Genomic DNA, 15,200 nt, shown 5'->3' with positions numbered 1-15,200 from the left:
CGGCTGGTGACCGGCTCTTGCGGCGGCACGTCCTCGGCCGGTCCGGAGATCCGGGCCTGCCAGGCCATGCATTCAACGCCCCAACGCTTCACGCGGACACATCACGCGTACGCTTCTTTGCGGGCCGGTCCCGGCCTCTCGTTTTCGAGCCCTGTTCGGCCCGTTTGGCGCCCCGGACATGGTCCAAAATCAGGGCAGACAAACCCTTCACCCGCGGCCCCAAGGGGCCTGGCGGAGTGGTCATTTTGGAACCCTTGTGGGAGCGACCGGCGGGGACCCATCAAACACACTCGCGCCGAACAGGCAGAAAACTAGGCCAAGTCCGTTGCGCCCGTCAAGGACTAGTACGAGTTTCTGAATCAAACACTAAATATGGTGGAAAGAGGGGGATAACAGGGGGCGATGCCGCGCCTGTGATGGCCCCAAGTATCGGTGAGTCCTCAGGGATTCCCAAGCCAAAAAAATCTCGTTTGGGCTGTGGATCGAAGCTTCGCCCCGCTGTTCACAGGCGAACTATTTATCCGCCCCGGCGGATTGATTTTTAGGGACTCACGTAAGGCTACGGGCAAAGCATGGATCAGGCATGTCGGCCGCGTGATGGTCGCGCGACAAAATCACGGGCAAGGTGATAGCTGATTCCAGATCCCTGCCGGGTCCCATGACAGTTTTGAAATCGCCTGCGCGGGCGCGCCTTGCGCCCGCTGGCCTGATGTTCCTCGCCATCACCTCGGTGGGCTGGGGGTTCAACTGGCCCGTGACCAAGTTCCTGATCGGTGAACTGCCGCCGCTGACCTTGCGCGGCACCACCGGCGTCATTGGCGCGGCGCTGCTCGCGGTGCTGGCGCTGCTCCGTTCGCAGAGTCTGGCCGTCGAGCCACGGCTGTGGCCGCGGCTCGCGCTGTATGCGGTGCTCAATGTCACCGGCTGGATGGTGCTGATGGGGCTCGCGCTGCTGTGGCTGCCCGCCAGCGAAGCCGCGCTGATCGCCTACACGATGCCGGTGTGGGCCTCGCTGCTGGCGTGGCCGGTGCTCGGCGAGCGGCCGACGCTGTTGCGCACGATGGCGCTGGCGATGGCTTTCGCCGGCCTCGCCGCGATCATGGGCGGCAATGGCATGAGTGGGAGCATGGAGAAGCTGCCCGGCATCCTCATGGCGCTCGGCGGCGCGTTCGGCTTTGCGCTCGGCACGGTGCTGGCGAAGAAATATCCGCTCTCGATGCCGCCGATTCCGGCGGCGGCCTGGCAGATCGGGCTCGGCTGCGTCCCGGTCGCGATCGTGGGCGTGCTGGTCGAGACCACCCATCTCGACCGGGTGACGACGGTCGGCTGGTGGCTGCTGGTCTATTCGACCGTGATCCAGTTCTGCATCGCCTATGTCTCCTGGTTCGCCGCGCTCGCCCGCCTGCCGGCCTCGGTGGCGGCGATCGGCACCATGGCGGTGCCCGTGATCGGCGTCGTGGCCTCGGCCATCGCGCTGCACGAGCCGTTGGGCCCGACCCAGATCGTGGCGCTCGTTTTCACGCTGTTCGGCGTCGTGCTGGCGACGAGATAGCGGCGTTAAAATAATTAGCATTGACTAATCAATTAGCGATAGCTATTGATTTGCCATGACCGAAGCCGTTCCCATCAACGCCGTCATGCGTGCACTTGCCGACCCCACGCGGCGGGCCGTGTTTGAGCGGGTCGCCAGCGCAGACGAGATCACCGTCGTCGAACTGACGCGAGGCAGCGGCGTGACGCAGGGCGCGATTTCTCAGCACCTCAAGGCCCTGAAGCAGGCCGGCCTGGTCGCCGAGCGCCCGGAAGGTCGCAAAGTCTTTTACCGCGCCCAGCCGGAAGGCCTCGAGCCGCTGGTCGACTGGATGAGCCATTACGGCGTCTTCTGGCGCGAACGCTTCGCCAATCTCAGAACACTGCTGAAGGAAATCGATCCATGAGCGACGCCGCATTGAAGCCCGACACGCAAGAGATCGTGGTCGACGAGGTTTTCCCGCATCCGCCGGAGACGATCTGGAAGACGCTGACCACGGCCGGTTTGATGGGCCGCTGGCTGATGATGCCGGCCGGCTTCGAGCCAGTCGAAGGCAAACACTTCACCTACCAGACCAAGCCGGCCGGCGCGTGGGACGGCACCATTCACTGCCGGGTGCTGGAGGTGAAGCCGAACGAACGTTTTGCCTATGCCTGGAAAGGCGGCCATGAGGGAAACGTCGGATACGGCTCGCAGCTCGACACCGTGGTCACCTTCATCCTGTCCAAGGTCGAAAATGGCACGCGGCTCCGCCTCGTCCATTCCGGTTTCGTCCGGTCGAAGAACGACGCTGCCTTCAGGAGCATGAGCGAAGGCTGGAAGAAGGTCGTCCAGAACATTGGCGCAATCGCCGGCGGCAACGACTGACGCGACGCAAGTCGTCGTGACCAGTGCAATGCTTCATTGGGAGCGAGAGCTTTATTAGGAGACGGACATGAGCAAGCCTTACACCGGCGGCTGCGCCTGCGGCGCGATCCGCTATGAAATCTCGGCTGAGCCGATTGCGATGAACGACTGCCAGTGCCGCGACTGCCAGAGCACGAGCGGCACCGGGCACGGATCCTATCTGACCTTCCCGAGCAGGGAGGCGGTGAAGCTTGAGGGCGAAGCCACGCATCGCGACATGATCGGCGACAGCGGGAACGTGAAGACGCGCGGCTTCTGCCCCTCCTGCGGGTCGCCGGTCTATCTGACCTTCTCGGCCATGCCTGATCTCTTCACCATTCACGCGGCGAGCCTTGACGATCCCGGCCGATACGAGCCGCAGATGGCGACGTATACGATGCGCGGTCATGCCTGGGACCGGCTCGATCCGGCGGTGCCGAAATTCGAGAAGATGCCGCCGATGTGAAGCAAGCGGGGCTCGTGCCCGATCAATCCGTCAGCGCCTGCTGGATCATCCGCGCGAGTTGCGACTTGCGGTACGGTTTGGCCAGCAGCAGCACGTCGGGATCGAGCCTGCCGTGATGCACGATGGCGTTCTCGGTATAGCCTGAGGTGTAGAGCACCTTGATGCCCGGCCGCCGCTTCGCGACCTCGTCAGCGAGCTGCCGGCCATTCATGCCGCCGGGCATGATGACGTCGGTGAACAGCAGGTCGAATTTCTCTCCCTTGTCCACCACCGCCAGCGCGGCGCGGCTGTCGGGGACGGCGATCGTCTTGTAGCCGAGGCTTCCGAGTTGCGCGGTGACGTAATTGCGCACCAGCGCGTCGTCCTCCACGATCAGGATGATCTCGCTGCCGCGCGGCACCGGCGCCGGCGCGGACGGCTCCGCCGCAACCTGGCCGCGGGCGAGCGGCAGATAGAGCTTGATCGTGGTGCCGTGGCCTTGCTCGCTATAGATCTTGATGTGGCCGCCGGATTGCTTGACGAAGCCGTAGACCATGCTCATGCCGAGGCCTGTGCCCTTGCCGACCTCCTTGGTGGTGAAGAACGGATCGAACACCTTGTCCTGCACCGCCTGCGACATGCCGGTGCCGGTGTCGCTGACCGCAAGCAGAATATAGCGGCCGGGAGCGACGTCGGGATTGGCCGTCGCATAGGCGTCGTCCAGCACGATGTTGCTGGTCTCGAACAGCAGCTTGCCGCCGTCGGGCATCGCGTCGCGCGCGTTGATCGCCATGTTGAGCAGCGAGTTGGCGAGCTGCGACGGGTCGATATGGGCGTTGGGGACGTCGGGCGCGAGCACCGAATTGATCTCGATCTGCTCGCCAAGCGTCGGACGCAGCAGCTTGGCGATGTCCTGCACGGTGCCGTTGACGTCGACGGTGCGCGGCTCCAGCGGCTGGCGGCGGGCGAAAGCAAGCAGATGCTGGATCAGTTCGCGGCAGCGCTCGGCGGCGCGGTCGATCAGCTCGGCGGTCCTTGCGAGCTGCGGCTGGCCGTGCAGGCTCTCGACCAGCGTCTCCGTGGTGCCGGTGATGATCGTGAGCATGTTGTTGAAGTCGTGCGCGACGCCGCCGGTCAGCTTGCCGATCGCGTCGAGCTTCTGCGACTGCTGCAGCTTGTGCTCGGTTTCGCGCGAGGCGGTGATGTCATGATAGACCAGCGCCGCCCCCGTGATGTGACCTTCGCCGTCGCGCAGCGGGCGGCCGGAGACCACGAGGTGGATTTGAGGGGCGCCGCGGACGGGACGGGCGATGAACTCCAATCCGTCGAATTCCTCGCCGCGCAGCGCCCTGTTTGACGGCATGTCGTCGACCGCCATCGGCGCGATGCCGTCGGCCTGAAACACATTGCTGAGCGCGCGCAGTATCTGGACCGACATGCCGGGCTTGTATCGCAGCATCTTCCCGGCGGCCGGGTTGGCGAGCAGCACGGTACCGGCGGTGTCGATCACCAGCACCGCCTCGGCCATGCTGCGGAAGGTGGTCTCCATCACGGCGGTGGAGTGGCGAAGCTCTTCGAGGGCGGTGCCGAGATCCTTGGTGCGTTCGGCTACCTTGGCCTCGAGCGACAGGTTCGTCGCCTGCGTCGCGCTCAGCGATTGCTGGAGTTCGCGGCGGGATCGCCGGGTCGTCAGCGTCAGCACGGTCGCCAGCACCAGGATCAGCACGACGCCGGCGAGGTCAATGGCCAGCAGCAGGCGGCCGTTGGCTTTCGACTGCTCGCTGCGGACCGCGAGCAGCCGGCGCTCTTCGGCGACGATCCGCTCGAGCGCGGCACCGATGCTGTCCATCAGCGCGCGGCTTTCACCTCCGGAGATCAGCGCCGCGGCGCCGGCTGCGTCGCCGCTACTGCGCAACCTGATCAGCTCGGCGCCGAGCGCGATGCCGCGATCGACCTGTGCCTTCGCGTCCCCGAGCAAATGCGCCTCGGCCGGATCGTCCTTCACCGCCACGAGCAGGCCGTCGAATGCGGAGGTGAGGGCCGTGCTCGCCTCGCGATATTGATCGGTGAAGGAGGCTTCTCCCGTCAGCGCGAAGCCGCGCGCCGCGCTCTCGGTGACGTGCAGCAACGGCCGCATGTCGTTGATCTTCTTGAGGACGAGGAGCGAGCGATCGAGCGCTTCAATCTCATCGCGCGACTTGACGTCGAGCCCGATCGACGCCGCACTGATGATGAGCAGGATCGCGAGGCCGCTGCCGAGGATGAGACGTTGGGAAGCCATTGACGCCGGTCTGAGCGATTATTTCGAGAGGCGAGCGGACGAAGGGGACTTGGCGAGGCAATCGTTGATCGCGGCAATCAGCGCCTGCGGCGTGAACGGCTTGCGCAGGCAGGCCGACGCGCCGAGCTCGATCGTCATCCGCAGGAAATCCGGCGCACGGTCGGCATTGGCAAAAGCATAGCCGGACATCGCGATGACGGGAATATCGGGAGCGCGCTCGTGGAACACGCGGATCGCCTCGAAGCCGCGCATATGCGGCATGAAGACGTCGACCAGCATCACGTCGAAGTTCGCGTTTTCGAGCGCACGCATGCCGGCTTCACCGCCGTCGGCGACGGTGACTTCGAAGCCCTGACGCTGCAGACAGACCTCGATGGCAACACAAACCATCGGGTCGTCATCGACCACGAGAACGCGCGGCACGGTGCTTCCTCTTCAGTGGGCTTCGCGTGCCGGCGACGCGCTTGGCCCGTTGGGTGATTAAGGCGGAACGGGGACTGATAGTCTGTATGATAGAGTGCATATGTTGTTTCATGACAAGCATAATCCCAGCTAGTCGTGCCACATCACCGGCATTTGTCCACCCGCTCATTGCAGGTCCTGGTTACAATTGCATGACCACAGTTCCCGTTGTCGGCCGTGCCCCGATGTTGTCGATCGGCCTCGCATTCGCTGTTGTGGCCTCGATCGACGGAGACCTCAATTTTCTGATCATGGAATTGCTGCTGACGGAGTGGCCGCGCGATTGGACTCGGGCTCGTCGCGCTCGCGCCGCGATGAGCGTTGCGCCGCGCTGGTCTCAACACTCTCATCGCGCCTCTTGGCTTGGCAGCCATTGCCGCATTGGCGATGACACCTGCGCGCATGAAAAAAGGCGGCGCAAGCGCCGCCCTTTGAGAATCGGGAATTCCGACCCGTTCTTTACGGGCAGGGGTGCCGCAGGCCGTCATTGCCGAGATAGGTGCCTGAAGCCGGATCGTACGACCTGAAGCGCTGGATGCAGTAACTTTGGTCGCCGTCCGGAACTGCTTCGACCGCGACAGGAGCGCTGTCGTCATCGTAGTAGCCGTAGCTGTCGTCATAATAACCCGAGCCGTAGCCATAGCCGGGGCCGTAATAGCCGTTGGCCGCGATCGCGCCGCCAACCACTGCGCCGGCAACCGCACCGGGCCAGAAGCCGCCGCCGTGACGATAGCCGCCGCCGTGCCAATGGTCACCGCCGCCGCCGTTCCAGCCGACCCGGCCACCGCCGCCACCGCCACCGCGGAAGCCGCCGCCAGCCACAGCCCCGCCACCGCCTGGGACGCCTCCGACATGAATACCGCCCGGTCCCGCGGTGCCGCGGAAGCCGCCACCACCGCCACCGCCACCGCCCGGCCTAGCGACCGCACCGGGGCCGCCGCCGGGGCCTCTGTGCAGCGGGCTTTGGGCGAAGCTTGCACTCGGCAGCACCAGCGGCAGCGCAAGCGCCAATGCCGCAGCGGTGCTCAAAACCTTCAGATTGATCATTTTGGACTCCATGAAAACGGATGATGTCTAACCTTTGCTGAGGTCAGACGTTCCCGTACCGCACATTGATTGTGCGTCAACTTTGCGTGGCAGGCGGCGTATGTATGGCCGGTGAACGCGAGAGCCGCCGGCCGCGTCGTTTGGTCGCCTAAAGGCGGTATCCTGGCCCGGCGTCACCGGGCGGCGGCGCCGTTCGGCCGGCAACTGGACATTTGGGGATTCAGGTGGCATCAGAGCGAGACTGCCTCGAACCTGCCTCGAACCAACGACCGGCCGCCCATGAAACAGTTCCTGCTCAAAGTCTTCACTTGGTGGAACGGCCAGACCTTTGGCACGCAATTGTGGACCTCGCGCTACGGCGAGCTGGTCGGCACCGACGAGCAGGGCAATCGCTACTATCGCACGAAGGGCGGCAAGATCGACCCGACGCTGCATTTCGAGCGGCGCTGGGTGGTCTACAATGGCTATGCCGAGGCCACGCGGATCCCGCCGGGCTGGCACGGCTGGATTCACCACACGACCGACGTGCCGCCGACCGAGCAGAACCACATCGTGCGGGAATGGGAAAAGCCGCATGTGCCGAACATGACCGGCACGCCGAACGCTTACCGTCCGTCCGGCTCGACATTGGCAAGCGGCCGCCGCCCCAAGGCAACCGGCGACTATCACGCCTGGACGCCCGGAAACTGATCATCCGCCGTTGAGGATTGGCGCGCGCGTCCGCGTGCAGCGCACATATGCCTGTGGCAGCGTACACGCGTCTGTGGCAGCGCACACGCGCCTGTGGCAGCGTACACGCGCCTGTGGCAGTGCACACGCGCCTGTGAACAACGGTAACAGCGGGGATAGCAGAGGCGTGCGCACGCCTGTCCGCTTGCGCTGTCAGCGCCTTCGCGGCTCAATGATACATCTTACGGAGATGGGAGACCATCGCGTCGGATCGGGCTCCAGTTCGCGACTGTCCCGATGAGCAGCGGCTTCCGAGTAGGACGCGGCCGGGAGATAGGCCCCTGGTGCAGACGTCTTGAAATCGCCCGCTAATGTGAAGCCACCGTGAGACAGGAAAGGCCGCCTGGGAAACCAGGCGGCCTTTTTCTATTTGCGCGGATTGCGCGCTACGGCGTGAGCCGTGCGGCGGCGCGGCCCATCAGTTCGCTGCGGCGCGCCTGCGCTGGGGCGCCGCGCTCCTTCATGAACGCCAGTACTTCCGCCGGGGCGGTGTCGGGTGAGCCGGCGTTGAACGGCGGCGCCGGATTATATTCGAGCCGCAGTTGGATCGCTTCCGCGGTCTTGCGGTCGACCAGCTCCGACACCAGCGTCAGCGCGAAATCGATTCCGGCGGTGACGCCGCCGCCGGTGAAGCGGTTGCGGTCGACGCAGACGCGGGTCTTGGTCGGGATCGCGCCGAAGCCTGCGAGGAAATCGATCGCGCTCCAATGGGTGGTGGCGCGGTAGCCTTTCAGGAGGCCCGCGGCGCCGAGCACCAGCGATCCCGTGCAGACCGAGGTGACATATTTGGCGCCCGCCGCCTGCTCGCGCAGGAAGGCGAGCATGTCCTCGTCGCCGACCATGTCGTCGGTGCCCATGCCGCCGGGCACGCAGATCACGTCGAGTTGCGGGCAGTCGGTAAAGGTCGTGGTCGGCGTCAGTACCATCACGGAATCGGTTGCGACCGGCTCGATGCGCTTCCAGATCAGATGCACCGTGGCGCCGGGGACCGAGGAGAACACTTGCAGCGGACCGGTGAGGTCGAGCTGCGTCACCTTCGGGAATACGAGCAGTCCGATCTGCAGGGACGTCGACATCGATAGCCTCCAAATAGCGCTTGACGGAACCACCATGGCATGATGGCCTTTCGTCCAAAATGCCATATTTCCCTCGTTTTGGGACATGGCGCCCCTGAAGGATTTGACCATGATCGGTGTCCTGATCTTTCCCGACTTCCAGTTGCTCGATGCGGCAGGTCCCATCGCAGCGTTCGAGATCGCCGCGCGCCTTGCCAACAATGCGCCTGCGATCAGGACGCTGGCGCTGAAGGCGGGGCCGGTGCGCAGTTCATCCGGCGTCGAGATGCTCGCCCGCGGACTGAGGCCGTCAGCGGCGATCACGACCCTGATCATCGCCGGCGGCAACGGCGTGCGGACGCCGGCGACCTGTCCGACCACGCTGGCGTTCGTGCGGCGTCTGGCGGGTCGCGGGGTGCGGGTCGCCAGCGTCTGCTCGGGCGCCTATGTGCTGGCCGAGGCAGGCCTGCTCGATGGCCGCCGCGCCACCACGCACTGGCAGCGCACGCCGCATTTCGTGAAGGCCTATCCGAACGTCAAGCTCGAGCCCGATCAGATCTACGTCCGCGACGGCAACATCTGGAGTTCGGCGGGCATCTCTGCCGGCATCGACCTGTCGCTCGCGATGATCGCGGAGGATTACGGCGAGGACATCGCGCAGAGCACCGCGCGGCAGCTCGTGCTCTACCATCGCCGCAGCGGCGGGCAGTCGCAATTCTCGTTGCTGCTGGAATTGAAGGCGCCGAACGGCCGCTTCGGGCCGCTGCTTGCCTGGGCACGGGAAAACCTCGATGCGCCGCTGACAGTCGAGGATCTCGCCGACAAGGCCGGCATGAGCTCGCGGCATTTCACCCGCGCCTTCATCGCCGAGACCGGCACCACGCCGTCGAAGGCGGTGGAGCGGCTGCGGATCGAGGTGGCGCGGCAGCGCGTGCAGTCGTCGGGCGAAGCCATCGAGCGCGTCGCCGAGATCACCGGCTTCCGCGATCCCGAGCGGATGCGCCGCGCCTTCATCCGCGCCTTCGGCCAGCCGCCGCAATCGCTGAGGCGGGCGGCGAGGGCGGGGTAGACGTGGCTCATAAACCCGGAAACGCCGACGGGCTTGACGCTGACGGCAATCGGCTCAGAAGCGGATGTCCAGGCTGTCGATCGGATCCTGCGACCTAATGCGGATCTACGTGCGAGACATGGTGGCTCACGATCTTCCAGGCGCCGTCCTCGTTGACGTAGCTCTGGGTGATCCGAAAGACAAAGGCCGCCGGCGCTCCGGGAACGGCGAACGTGACGATGCCTGCGATATTGATGAGATCAGATCCGATCGGAACGACCACCAGATCCTTGAATGCGACCGTGGCGCCAACCATCGGCGGCAGCGCAGCAAAATAGGCTTTGACGCCATCCAGTCCCCTATAGAGGGGCGGTGTAGAGCCGTAGAACAGCGTATCTTTCGAATAGAGGCTGCTCATTGCGTTCCAATCCTTCTTTGCGAACGCATCCGACCACTTCTGCAGCGCCGCGGAGACGACATCGTCCGCAGGGGCAGCCGAGGATGGCAAACTTGCGATCAGCAGGACAAGAGAGGCAGCGAGGGCAACGGACATGCAGAAATTGCGCTTCGTCATGGTGGAATTCCCCCGGTAATCGGTTTAATCGGCTTAAGTATCAGCGCGAATGTAGCCCGCTCGCAGGTCGTCATCAACGCGCGGGTGAGATTGGCGGCGGCGCGGAGATTTCAGTGCGGTGCGTCGGGATGCCAGCCGAGCACGGCGAGCATCACGAAGAACCCGGCGACATAGGCGATAATGATCGGCCAGCCCTGGGTGATCCACCTCACCACCGACTTGGCTTCCGGATACATGTTCGACACCGCGACGCCGGCGGATGAACCGAACCAGATCATCGATCCGCCAAAGCCGACTGCGTAGGCGAGGAAGCCCCAGTCGTAGCCGCCTTGCTTGAGCGCCAGCGCGGTCAGGGGAATGTTGTCGAACACCGCGGAGACGAAGCCGAGGCCGAGTGCGGTTTGCCACGCCGCGGCGGGCAATGTCTCCACCGGCATCATCGACGCCGCCGTCACCAGCGCAAGCAGGAACACAGTGCCCTTGAACGTTTCAGGCATCACCGACCAGTCTGGCCGCCGCAGCCACGCGGTGAGCAGGAGGGCCAGCCAGACCGCTGCCCCGAGCACCGGAAACGCGTCGAGGAGGGTCGGAAATTTCAGATTGGCGGTCACATTGGCGGCCATCGCAGCCAGCAGGATGGCCGCCACGATCGCCACGCGCGTCCAGTCGATGCGGATGCCGGACGGCGCTTTTCTGAGGATCGGTGAATAGCGCTGCTGTTGGAGCGACGCCGGCACCGCCAGCGCCAGCATCGCGACCACGGCCGCGACATAGGCGTCCAGCACCGTGAGCGGGCTGATCCCGGCGATCCACATCATGGTCGTCGTGGTGTCGCCGACGACGCTGCCCGCGCCGCCGGCATTGGCGGCGGCGACGATCGCGGCGAGGTAGCCGATGTGAACCCGGCCCTGGAAAACATGGCGGGCGACGGTGCCGCCGATCAGCGCCGCCGCGATGTTGTCGAGGAACGCCGACAGCACGAAGATCAGCGCTAGCAACAGCACGCCGCCCTTCCAGTCGTCGGGCAGCAACGCCGGCATCTCGTCGGGAATCCGGCTGTCCTCGAAATGCCGCGATAACAGCGCAAATCCCATCAACAGCAGGAACAGATTGGCGAGCGTGACCCACTCGTGCTGCATGTGGTGCACGAGGCCGGGCAAGCCCGGACCGAATGCCGCAAAACCGGTGAACAGCAATTTGTACGCGACGATCGCCGCAAGCCCCGTCAACGCCACAGCGAGCGTGTGATGATGGAACAGTGCGACGCCGAGCAGCGTCAGTCCGAACAGGATGAAATCAAACGAAATGCCGTAGATGGCAACAGGAGTGAGCAAGGCGATCTCGGGGACTGGTGGCGGCAGGGCGCACGCAACGCGCTGGTGCACTATCCCGAGCCGGCCAGGAAGTTCAAGGCGCGCTAACGCCGCAAGCACGCCTCCATTTCGCTCCGGGCCGGTCTCACGTCACGGTCTTCAGCCAAGCGCTGATTTCTGACACCGCGACATTGGCCTGCTTGAGCAGCTTGCCCATGGTGAAGAAGCCATGGAACTGGCCCGGGAAATGGCGGTAGGTCACGCCGACGCCGGCGTCCTTGAGAAATTTCGCGTATTCGTCGCCTTCGTCGCGCAACGGGTCGGCGCCAGCCGTCAACACATAGGCCGCCGGCAGTCCGGCGAAGCTTTTCGCGCGGGCCGGCGAGACGCGCCAGTCGCTGCCGTCGGCGTCGCCGAGATAGTGGTTGGCGAACCAGCCGATCACGGAATGGGTCAGCAGGACGCTGGTCTCGGGCTCCCGGTGCGAGGGATGTTGTCGCGCAAAGTCTGTCGCGGGATAGATCAGCAACTGTCCGGCCAGTTTCGGTCCGCCATCGCGTGCGGTGAGCGCGACGACGGCTGCAAGGTTGCCGCCGGCGCTGTCGCCGCCGACGATCAGGCGTGACGCATCGATACTGAGGTCCGTTGCATTGGCGGCGACCCATCTCGTCGCGGTGACGGCGTCGTCGACCGCGGCGGGAAATCTGTGCTCGGGCGCCAGCCGATAGTCGACGGAGATCACGATCAACTCGCCCTCATGCGCAAGCTTCTGGCAAACCACCTCATGGGTATCGAGATCGCCGATCACCCAGCCGCCGCCGTGGAAGAACACCAGGCACGGCGCAAGTCCATTGCTCTTGCGCAACGTCTTCGGCGTGTAGATGCGCGCCGGGATCGTGCCATGCGGGGCAGGGATCGCGAGCGGCTTGCTCGATTCAAGCACCGGCGGTTCAGGATTACTGACGATGCGGGCGGCCCGATAATATTCGCGCGCTTCCGGTGCGGTCAGCGTTTCATAGGCGGGGCGGCCAGCTTCCTGGAACGCCTTGTAGACGGCGGCGGCATCGGGATCGAGAACGACCGGCATTGGCAAGACCTTGCTTGATGTTGGATTGAAGCGTCAGGCAGCCGTGCGGCCGCCATCGACCGTGTAGGCGGAGCCGGAGACGTAGCTGGCTTCGTCGGAGGCGAGGAAGGCGACGATCGAGGCGACCTCGCTGGCCAGCCCGAGCCGGCGCGCCGGGATTCGGTCGACGATCTTCTCGGTCGGCGGCGGCGCGTTGCCGCCCGAGCGGCCCTGCAGGATCGTGCTCAGCATCCGGCTGTCGATCATGCCGGGGCAGACGCAGTTGACGCGGACGCCGGTGCCGGTGCATTCCCAGGCCGCGCTCTTGGTCAGTCCGATCACCGCGTGCTTGCTCGCGCTGTAGACCGCGATCAGCGGCGATCCCATCAGGCCCGCGATCGAAGCGGTGTTGATGATGCTGCCCTTGTTCTGCTTCAGCATGACAGGCAGCACATGCTTCATGCCGAGGAAGACGCCGACCACATTGACGTCGAGCACGCGGCGAAAGCTCTCCAGCGAATATTCGTGCAGCGGCTTGATATCGCCCTCGATGCCGGCGTTGTTATAGAAGGCGTCGATGGTGCCGAACCTGTCGACGGCCGACCGGACATAATCCCTGACCTCGTCCTCACTCGTGACGTCGGCAGCCACGGCGAGGGCCTCCGCCGAGGCCGGCAGATCCTTGATGGCGGCCTTGAGGTCGGCCTCGCGGCGGTCGACTGCGACAATTCGCGCACCGCGCTCCGCAAGCAGACGGAGCGTGGCGGTTCCGATGACGCCGGCAGCCCCGGTGACGACGGCGACCCGGCCATCGAGACGGATACGATCGGGCATGGTTGGTTTCCTCTCGCTGGTCCGGTTTGGTCCGGATTATCCTCGTTTGCACGCGTGGCCGCGCCGCTTCAGCCCACGAACTATCCCACGTGTCCCGGAGGCTGACCAGTGGCTGGGGAGGGCGGCAAACCGCCCTTTCCCCGCCGTATTCGGCGTGTTAACCGGTGCTCCTGCGAGCGGCCGATAAAGGTACACTTGTGACGAGCCCGATTCGCCTGTTTAAGCCGCGCGAGATGTTCCGAACCATTGCCCTGACTGGCTTTGCGGCCATTGTCGCCGCCTCAACTGTCGCGCTTGCGCCGCCCGCGCGCGCGCAGATCGGCACGATTTTCTCCGATCCTGCGCCGCGCCCGCCGGGCTCGATTCCGCGTGGCGGACAGGTCCAGCCACCCAGCGACGACGACGAGGAAGTGCCGGAACTGCCGCGCGGCCGGCTGTTGCCCCCACCGACACGGCCGTTGCCGCCGGCCCAGACCGTGCCGCCGCTTGGCAGCGTGCAATCGCAGCCCTTGGCGCCGCCGCCTGGCGTTCCCCAGAACACCCAGCCCGGGATCGCGGTCCAGCCGCCGCAGCCGGGCGGACCGGCCGTCGCCAACGCGCCGCCCGGCCAGAACCCGTTGCCTGGCCTGCCGCCGGGGCAGCGTCAGCCCAAGGGCGCGCCGCAGCCGCCGGGCACACCGCCGCCTGCCGCGACGCTGCAGCCGGGCGATGAGGTCGTCACCGAGCCGCCGTCGACCAAGATCACCAACAAGAAGGCGAGCTTCTCCGGCCTCGACAAGATCACCGGGCGCATCATCAATTTCGACGAGGATATCGGCGAGACCGTGCAGTTCGGCGCGCTGCGGGTGAAGACCGATGCCTGCTACACACGGCCCTCGACCGAAGCCACCAACACCGATGCCTTCGTCGAGGTCGACGAGATCACGCTGCAGGGCGAGGTGAAACGGATATTCTCGGGCTGGATGTTCGCGGCAAGTCCGGGCCTGCACGGCGTCGAGCATCCGATCTACGATATCTGGCTGACCGACTGTAAAGGTCCGGACCAGACCATCGTAACCGCAGCGCCCGATCCGCCGAAGCAGCCGACGGCGCCACCGCCGGTGGCGCAGAAGCGTCCGCCGGCGCCCAGGCAGGCGGCGCCGCGGCCGCCGCCGCAGCCACAATTCCAGCAGCAGCCAGCTCCGCCGCCACAGCAGCAGCGGCCGGGTGGCTTGTTCGGTGGACTGTTCGGGAACTAACCGCGCGCGGCGATGATGGCCAGCGCGTCGGCGCCCTTGATCGGTTGTGTGGCGTCGAGCGTGCGGAACTCTGCCGGTGTGCCAGATATCGCCCGGTCGAGCAGCGCACGATAGCGGCGGCGCGGGATTTCGACCGCGCCGAAGGTCTTCAGATGCTCGGTCACATATTGCGTGTCGAGCAGCTCGAAGCCGCCCGCGATCAGGCGCGCGACGAGGTGCACCAGCGCGACCTTCGAGGCGTCGCGCGCGGTATGAAACATGCTTTCCCCGAAGAAAGCGCGGCCGAGGCTGACGCCATAGAGCCCGCCGACCAGGTCGCCGTCCTGCCAGACCTCGACGCTGTGGCAATGGCCGAGCTTATTCAATCCGACATAGAGGTCGTAGATGCGCTTGTTGATCCAGGTATCGTCACGGCCCGGCTGCGGCGCCGCGCAGCCGGCGATCACGGCCTTGAACGCGGTGTCGACGGTGACGGTGAATGCGTCCGAGCGCACGGTGCGCGCCAGCCGCGAGGCGATGCGGAAGCCGTCGAGCGGAAGCACGCCGCGCAGCTCAGGCTCGACCCAGAACAAGGTCGGATCGTCGGAGCTCTCGGCCATCGGGAAGATGCCGCAGGCATAGGCGCGCAGCAGCACCTCAGGCGTGATCTCGGAAGAGACGGAGTCGCGTGACGTCATACGACCGAGAATAGC

The 15,200-nt window shown here is 65.4% G+C and carries 16 protein-coding genes; 7 read left to right on the top strand and 9 right to left on the bottom strand.

Annotated elements, in window-relative coordinates; all coding sequences use genetic code 11:
* The first annotated feature begins 658 nt into the window (after positions 1 to 658).
* From ACP2YO_RS26060 to ACP2YO_RS26045, 4 genes are all read left to right on the top strand, one after another.
* Complete coding sequence (locus tag ACP2YO_RS26060; RefSeq protein ID WP_426434038.1) at positions 659 to 1,552, top strand: DMT family transporter; 894 nt, start codon at positions 659 to 661, stop codon at positions 1,550 to 1,552.
* 55 nt (positions 1,553 to 1,607) lie between these two features.
* A complete protein-coding gene (locus ACP2YO_RS26055; protein WP_426434037.1) occupies positions 1,608 to 1,937 on the top strand; it encodes an ArsR/SmtB family transcription factor in 330 nt (109 codons plus the stop codon).
* Positions 1,934 to 2,398, top strand: coding sequence for an SRPBCC family protein (locus tag ACP2YO_RS26050; RefSeq protein WP_426434036.1), 465 nt, complete (start codon positions 1,934 to 1,936; stop codon positions 2,396 to 2,398). Before ACP2YO_RS26055 ends, ACP2YO_RS26050 begins: the two co-directional genes overlap by 4 nt.
* A gap of 67 nt (positions 2,399 to 2,465) precedes the next feature.
* Positions 2,466 to 2,882: a GFA family protein gene (locus tag ACP2YO_RS26045; protein ID WP_426434035.1), complete on the top strand. Its 417-nt coding sequence runs from the start codon at positions 2,466 to 2,468 to the stop codon at positions 2,880 to 2,882.
* A 22-nt stretch (positions 2,883 to 2,904) separates the two neighbouring features.
* Here ACP2YO_RS26045 and ACP2YO_RS26040 read toward each other — a convergent pair whose 3' ends face one another.
* The 3 genes from ACP2YO_RS26040 to ACP2YO_RS26030 form a co-directional block, all read right to left on the bottom strand.
* Entirely contained in the window at positions 2,905 to 5,142 is a 2,238-nt protein-coding gene (locus ACP2YO_RS26040) for a CHASE3 domain-containing protein (protein ID WP_426434034.1), read from the bottom strand.
* A gap of 18 nt (positions 5,143 to 5,160) precedes the next feature.
* Complete coding sequence (locus tag ACP2YO_RS26035) at positions 5,161 to 5,565, bottom strand: response regulator (protein WP_426434033.1); 405 nt, start codon at positions 5,563 to 5,565, stop codon at positions 5,161 to 5,163.
* A 498-nt stretch (positions 5,566 to 6,063) separates the two neighbouring features.
* Entirely contained in the window at positions 6,064 to 6,651 is a 588-nt protein-coding gene (locus ACP2YO_RS26030) for a BA14K family protein (protein ID WP_426434032.1), read from the bottom strand.
* Positions 6,652 to 6,930: 279 nt separating this feature from the next.
* On the opposite strand from ACP2YO_RS26030, the gene ACP2YO_RS26025 reads away from it, so the two are divergent.
* Positions 6,931 to 7,341, top strand: coding sequence for an NADH:ubiquinone oxidoreductase subunit NDUFA12 (locus ACP2YO_RS26025; protein WP_426434031.1), 411 nt, complete (start codon positions 6,931 to 6,933; stop codon positions 7,339 to 7,341).
* Positions 7,342 to 7,766: 425 nt separating this feature from the next.
* Here the strand turns inward: ACP2YO_RS26025 and ACP2YO_RS26020 are convergent, their stop codons facing one another.
* The gene (locus ACP2YO_RS26020; protein WP_426434030.1) at positions 7,767 to 8,456 is read right to left on the bottom strand and encodes a DJ-1/PfpI family protein; all 690 of its coding nucleotides are present in this window, start codon (positions 8,454 to 8,456) and stop codon (positions 7,767 to 7,769) included.
* A 109-nt stretch (positions 8,457 to 8,565) separates the two neighbouring features.
* On the opposite strand from ACP2YO_RS26020, the gene ACP2YO_RS26015 reads away from it, so the two are divergent.
* Complete coding sequence (locus ACP2YO_RS26015; protein WP_426434029.1) at positions 8,566 to 9,504, top strand: GlxA family transcriptional regulator; 939 nt, start codon at positions 8,566 to 8,568, stop codon at positions 9,502 to 9,504.
* Positions 9,505 to 9,598: 94 nt separating this feature from the next.
* Here the strand turns inward: ACP2YO_RS26015 and ACP2YO_RS26010 are convergent, their stop codons facing one another.
* The 4 genes from ACP2YO_RS26010 to ACP2YO_RS25995 form a co-directional block, all read right to left on the bottom strand.
* A complete protein-coding gene (locus tag ACP2YO_RS26010) occupies positions 9,599 to 10,057 on the bottom strand; it encodes an AtzH-like domain-containing protein (protein WP_426434028.1) in 459 nt (152 codons plus the stop codon).
* A 110-nt stretch (positions 10,058 to 10,167) separates the two neighbouring features.
* Complete coding sequence (locus ACP2YO_RS26005) at positions 10,168 to 11,391, bottom strand: citrate transporter (RefSeq protein WP_426434027.1); 1,224 nt, start codon at positions 11,389 to 11,391, stop codon at positions 10,168 to 10,170.
* Positions 11,392 to 11,515: 124 nt separating this feature from the next.
* A complete protein-coding gene (locus ACP2YO_RS26000) occupies positions 11,516 to 12,457 on the bottom strand; it encodes an alpha/beta hydrolase (RefSeq protein ID WP_426434026.1) in 942 nt (313 codons plus the stop codon).
* A 33-nt stretch (positions 12,458 to 12,490) separates the two neighbouring features.
* Entirely contained in the window at positions 12,491 to 13,270 is a 780-nt protein-coding gene (locus tag ACP2YO_RS25995; RefSeq protein WP_426434025.1) for an SDR family NAD(P)-dependent oxidoreductase, read from the bottom strand.
* 233 nt (positions 13,271 to 13,503) lie between these two features.
* Between ACP2YO_RS25995 and ACP2YO_RS25990 the strand changes: the two genes are divergently transcribed.
* Positions 13,504 to 14,508 carry a DUF2155 domain-containing protein gene (locus ACP2YO_RS25990; RefSeq protein WP_426434024.1) on the top strand — a complete coding sequence of 335 codons (1,005 nt, stop codon included), beginning with the start codon at positions 13,504 to 13,506 and terminating at the stop codon, positions 14,506 to 14,508.
* On the opposite strand, the gene aat is transcribed toward ACP2YO_RS25990, so the two are convergent.
* Positions 14,505 to 15,185, bottom strand: a complete 681-nt coding sequence (gene aat, locus ACP2YO_RS25985) for a leucyl/phenylalanyl-tRNA--protein transferase (RefSeq protein ID WP_426434023.1) — start codon at positions 15,183 to 15,185, stop codon at positions 14,505 to 14,507. The genes ACP2YO_RS25990 and aat overlap by 4 nt on opposite strands.
* Between the last annotated feature and the right edge of the window lie 15 nt (positions 15,186 to 15,200).

This window comes from Bradyrhizobium genosp. P (assembly GCF_049949265.1).
Taxonomy (GTDB): Bacteria; Pseudomonadota; Alphaproteobacteria; order Rhizobiales; family Xanthobacteraceae; genus Bradyrhizobium.
The sequence above is the reverse complement of the archived record's forward strand: the minus strand, read 5'-3'. Positions and strand labels throughout refer to the sequence as shown.

Excerpts from the sequence above, each read along its gene's own strand:
- ACP2YO_RS26060 (WP_426434038.1), top strand. The coding sequence starts at position 659 with ATGACAGTTTTGAAATCGCCTGCGCGGGCGCGCCTTGCGCCCGCTGGC.
- ACP2YO_RS26055 (WP_426434037.1), top strand. The coding sequence starts at position 1,608 with ATGACCGAAGCCGTTCCCATCAACGCCGTCATGCGTGCACTTGCCGAC.
- ACP2YO_RS26050 (WP_426434036.1), top strand. The coding sequence starts at position 1,934 with ATGAGCGACGCCGCATTGAAGCCCGACACGCAAGAGATCGTGGTCGAC.
- ACP2YO_RS26045 (WP_426434035.1), top strand. The coding sequence starts at position 2,466 with ATGAGCAAGCCTTACACCGGCGGCTGCGCCTGCGGCGCGATCCGCTAT.
- ACP2YO_RS26040 (WP_426434034.1), bottom strand. The coding sequence starts at position 5,142 with ATGGCTTCCCAACGTCTCATCCTCGGCAGCGGCCTCGCGATCCTGCTC.
- ACP2YO_RS26030 (WP_426434032.1), bottom strand. The coding sequence starts at position 6,651 with ATGATCAATCTGAAGGTTTTGAGCACCGCTGCGGCATTGGCGCTTGCG.
- ACP2YO_RS26025 (WP_426434031.1), top strand. The coding sequence starts at position 6,931 with ATGAAACAGTTCCTGCTCAAAGTCTTCACTTGGTGGAACGGCCAGACC.
- ACP2YO_RS26020 (WP_426434030.1), bottom strand. The coding sequence starts at position 8,456 with ATGTCGACGTCCCTGCAGATCGGACTGCTCGTATTCCCGAAGGTGACG.
- ACP2YO_RS26015 (WP_426434029.1), top strand. The coding sequence starts at position 8,566 with ATGATCGGTGTCCTGATCTTTCCCGACTTCCAGTTGCTCGATGCGGCA.
- ACP2YO_RS26010 (WP_426434028.1), bottom strand. The coding sequence starts at position 10,057 with ATGACGAAGCGCAATTTCTGCATGTCCGTTGCCCTCGCTGCCTCTCTT.
- ACP2YO_RS26000 (WP_426434026.1), bottom strand. The coding sequence starts at position 12,457 with ATGCCGGTCGTTCTCGATCCCGATGCCGCCGCCGTCTACAAGGCGTTC.
- ACP2YO_RS25995 (WP_426434025.1), bottom strand. The coding sequence starts at position 13,270 with ATGCCCGATCGTATCCGTCTCGATGGCCGGGTCGCCGTCGTCACCGGG.
- ACP2YO_RS25990 (WP_426434024.1), top strand. The coding sequence starts at position 13,504 with ATGTTCCGAACCATTGCCCTGACTGGCTTTGCGGCCATTGTCGCCGCC.
- aat (WP_426434023.1), bottom strand. The coding sequence starts at position 15,185 with ATGACGTCACGCGACTCCGTCTCTTCCGAGATCACGCCTGAGGTGCTG.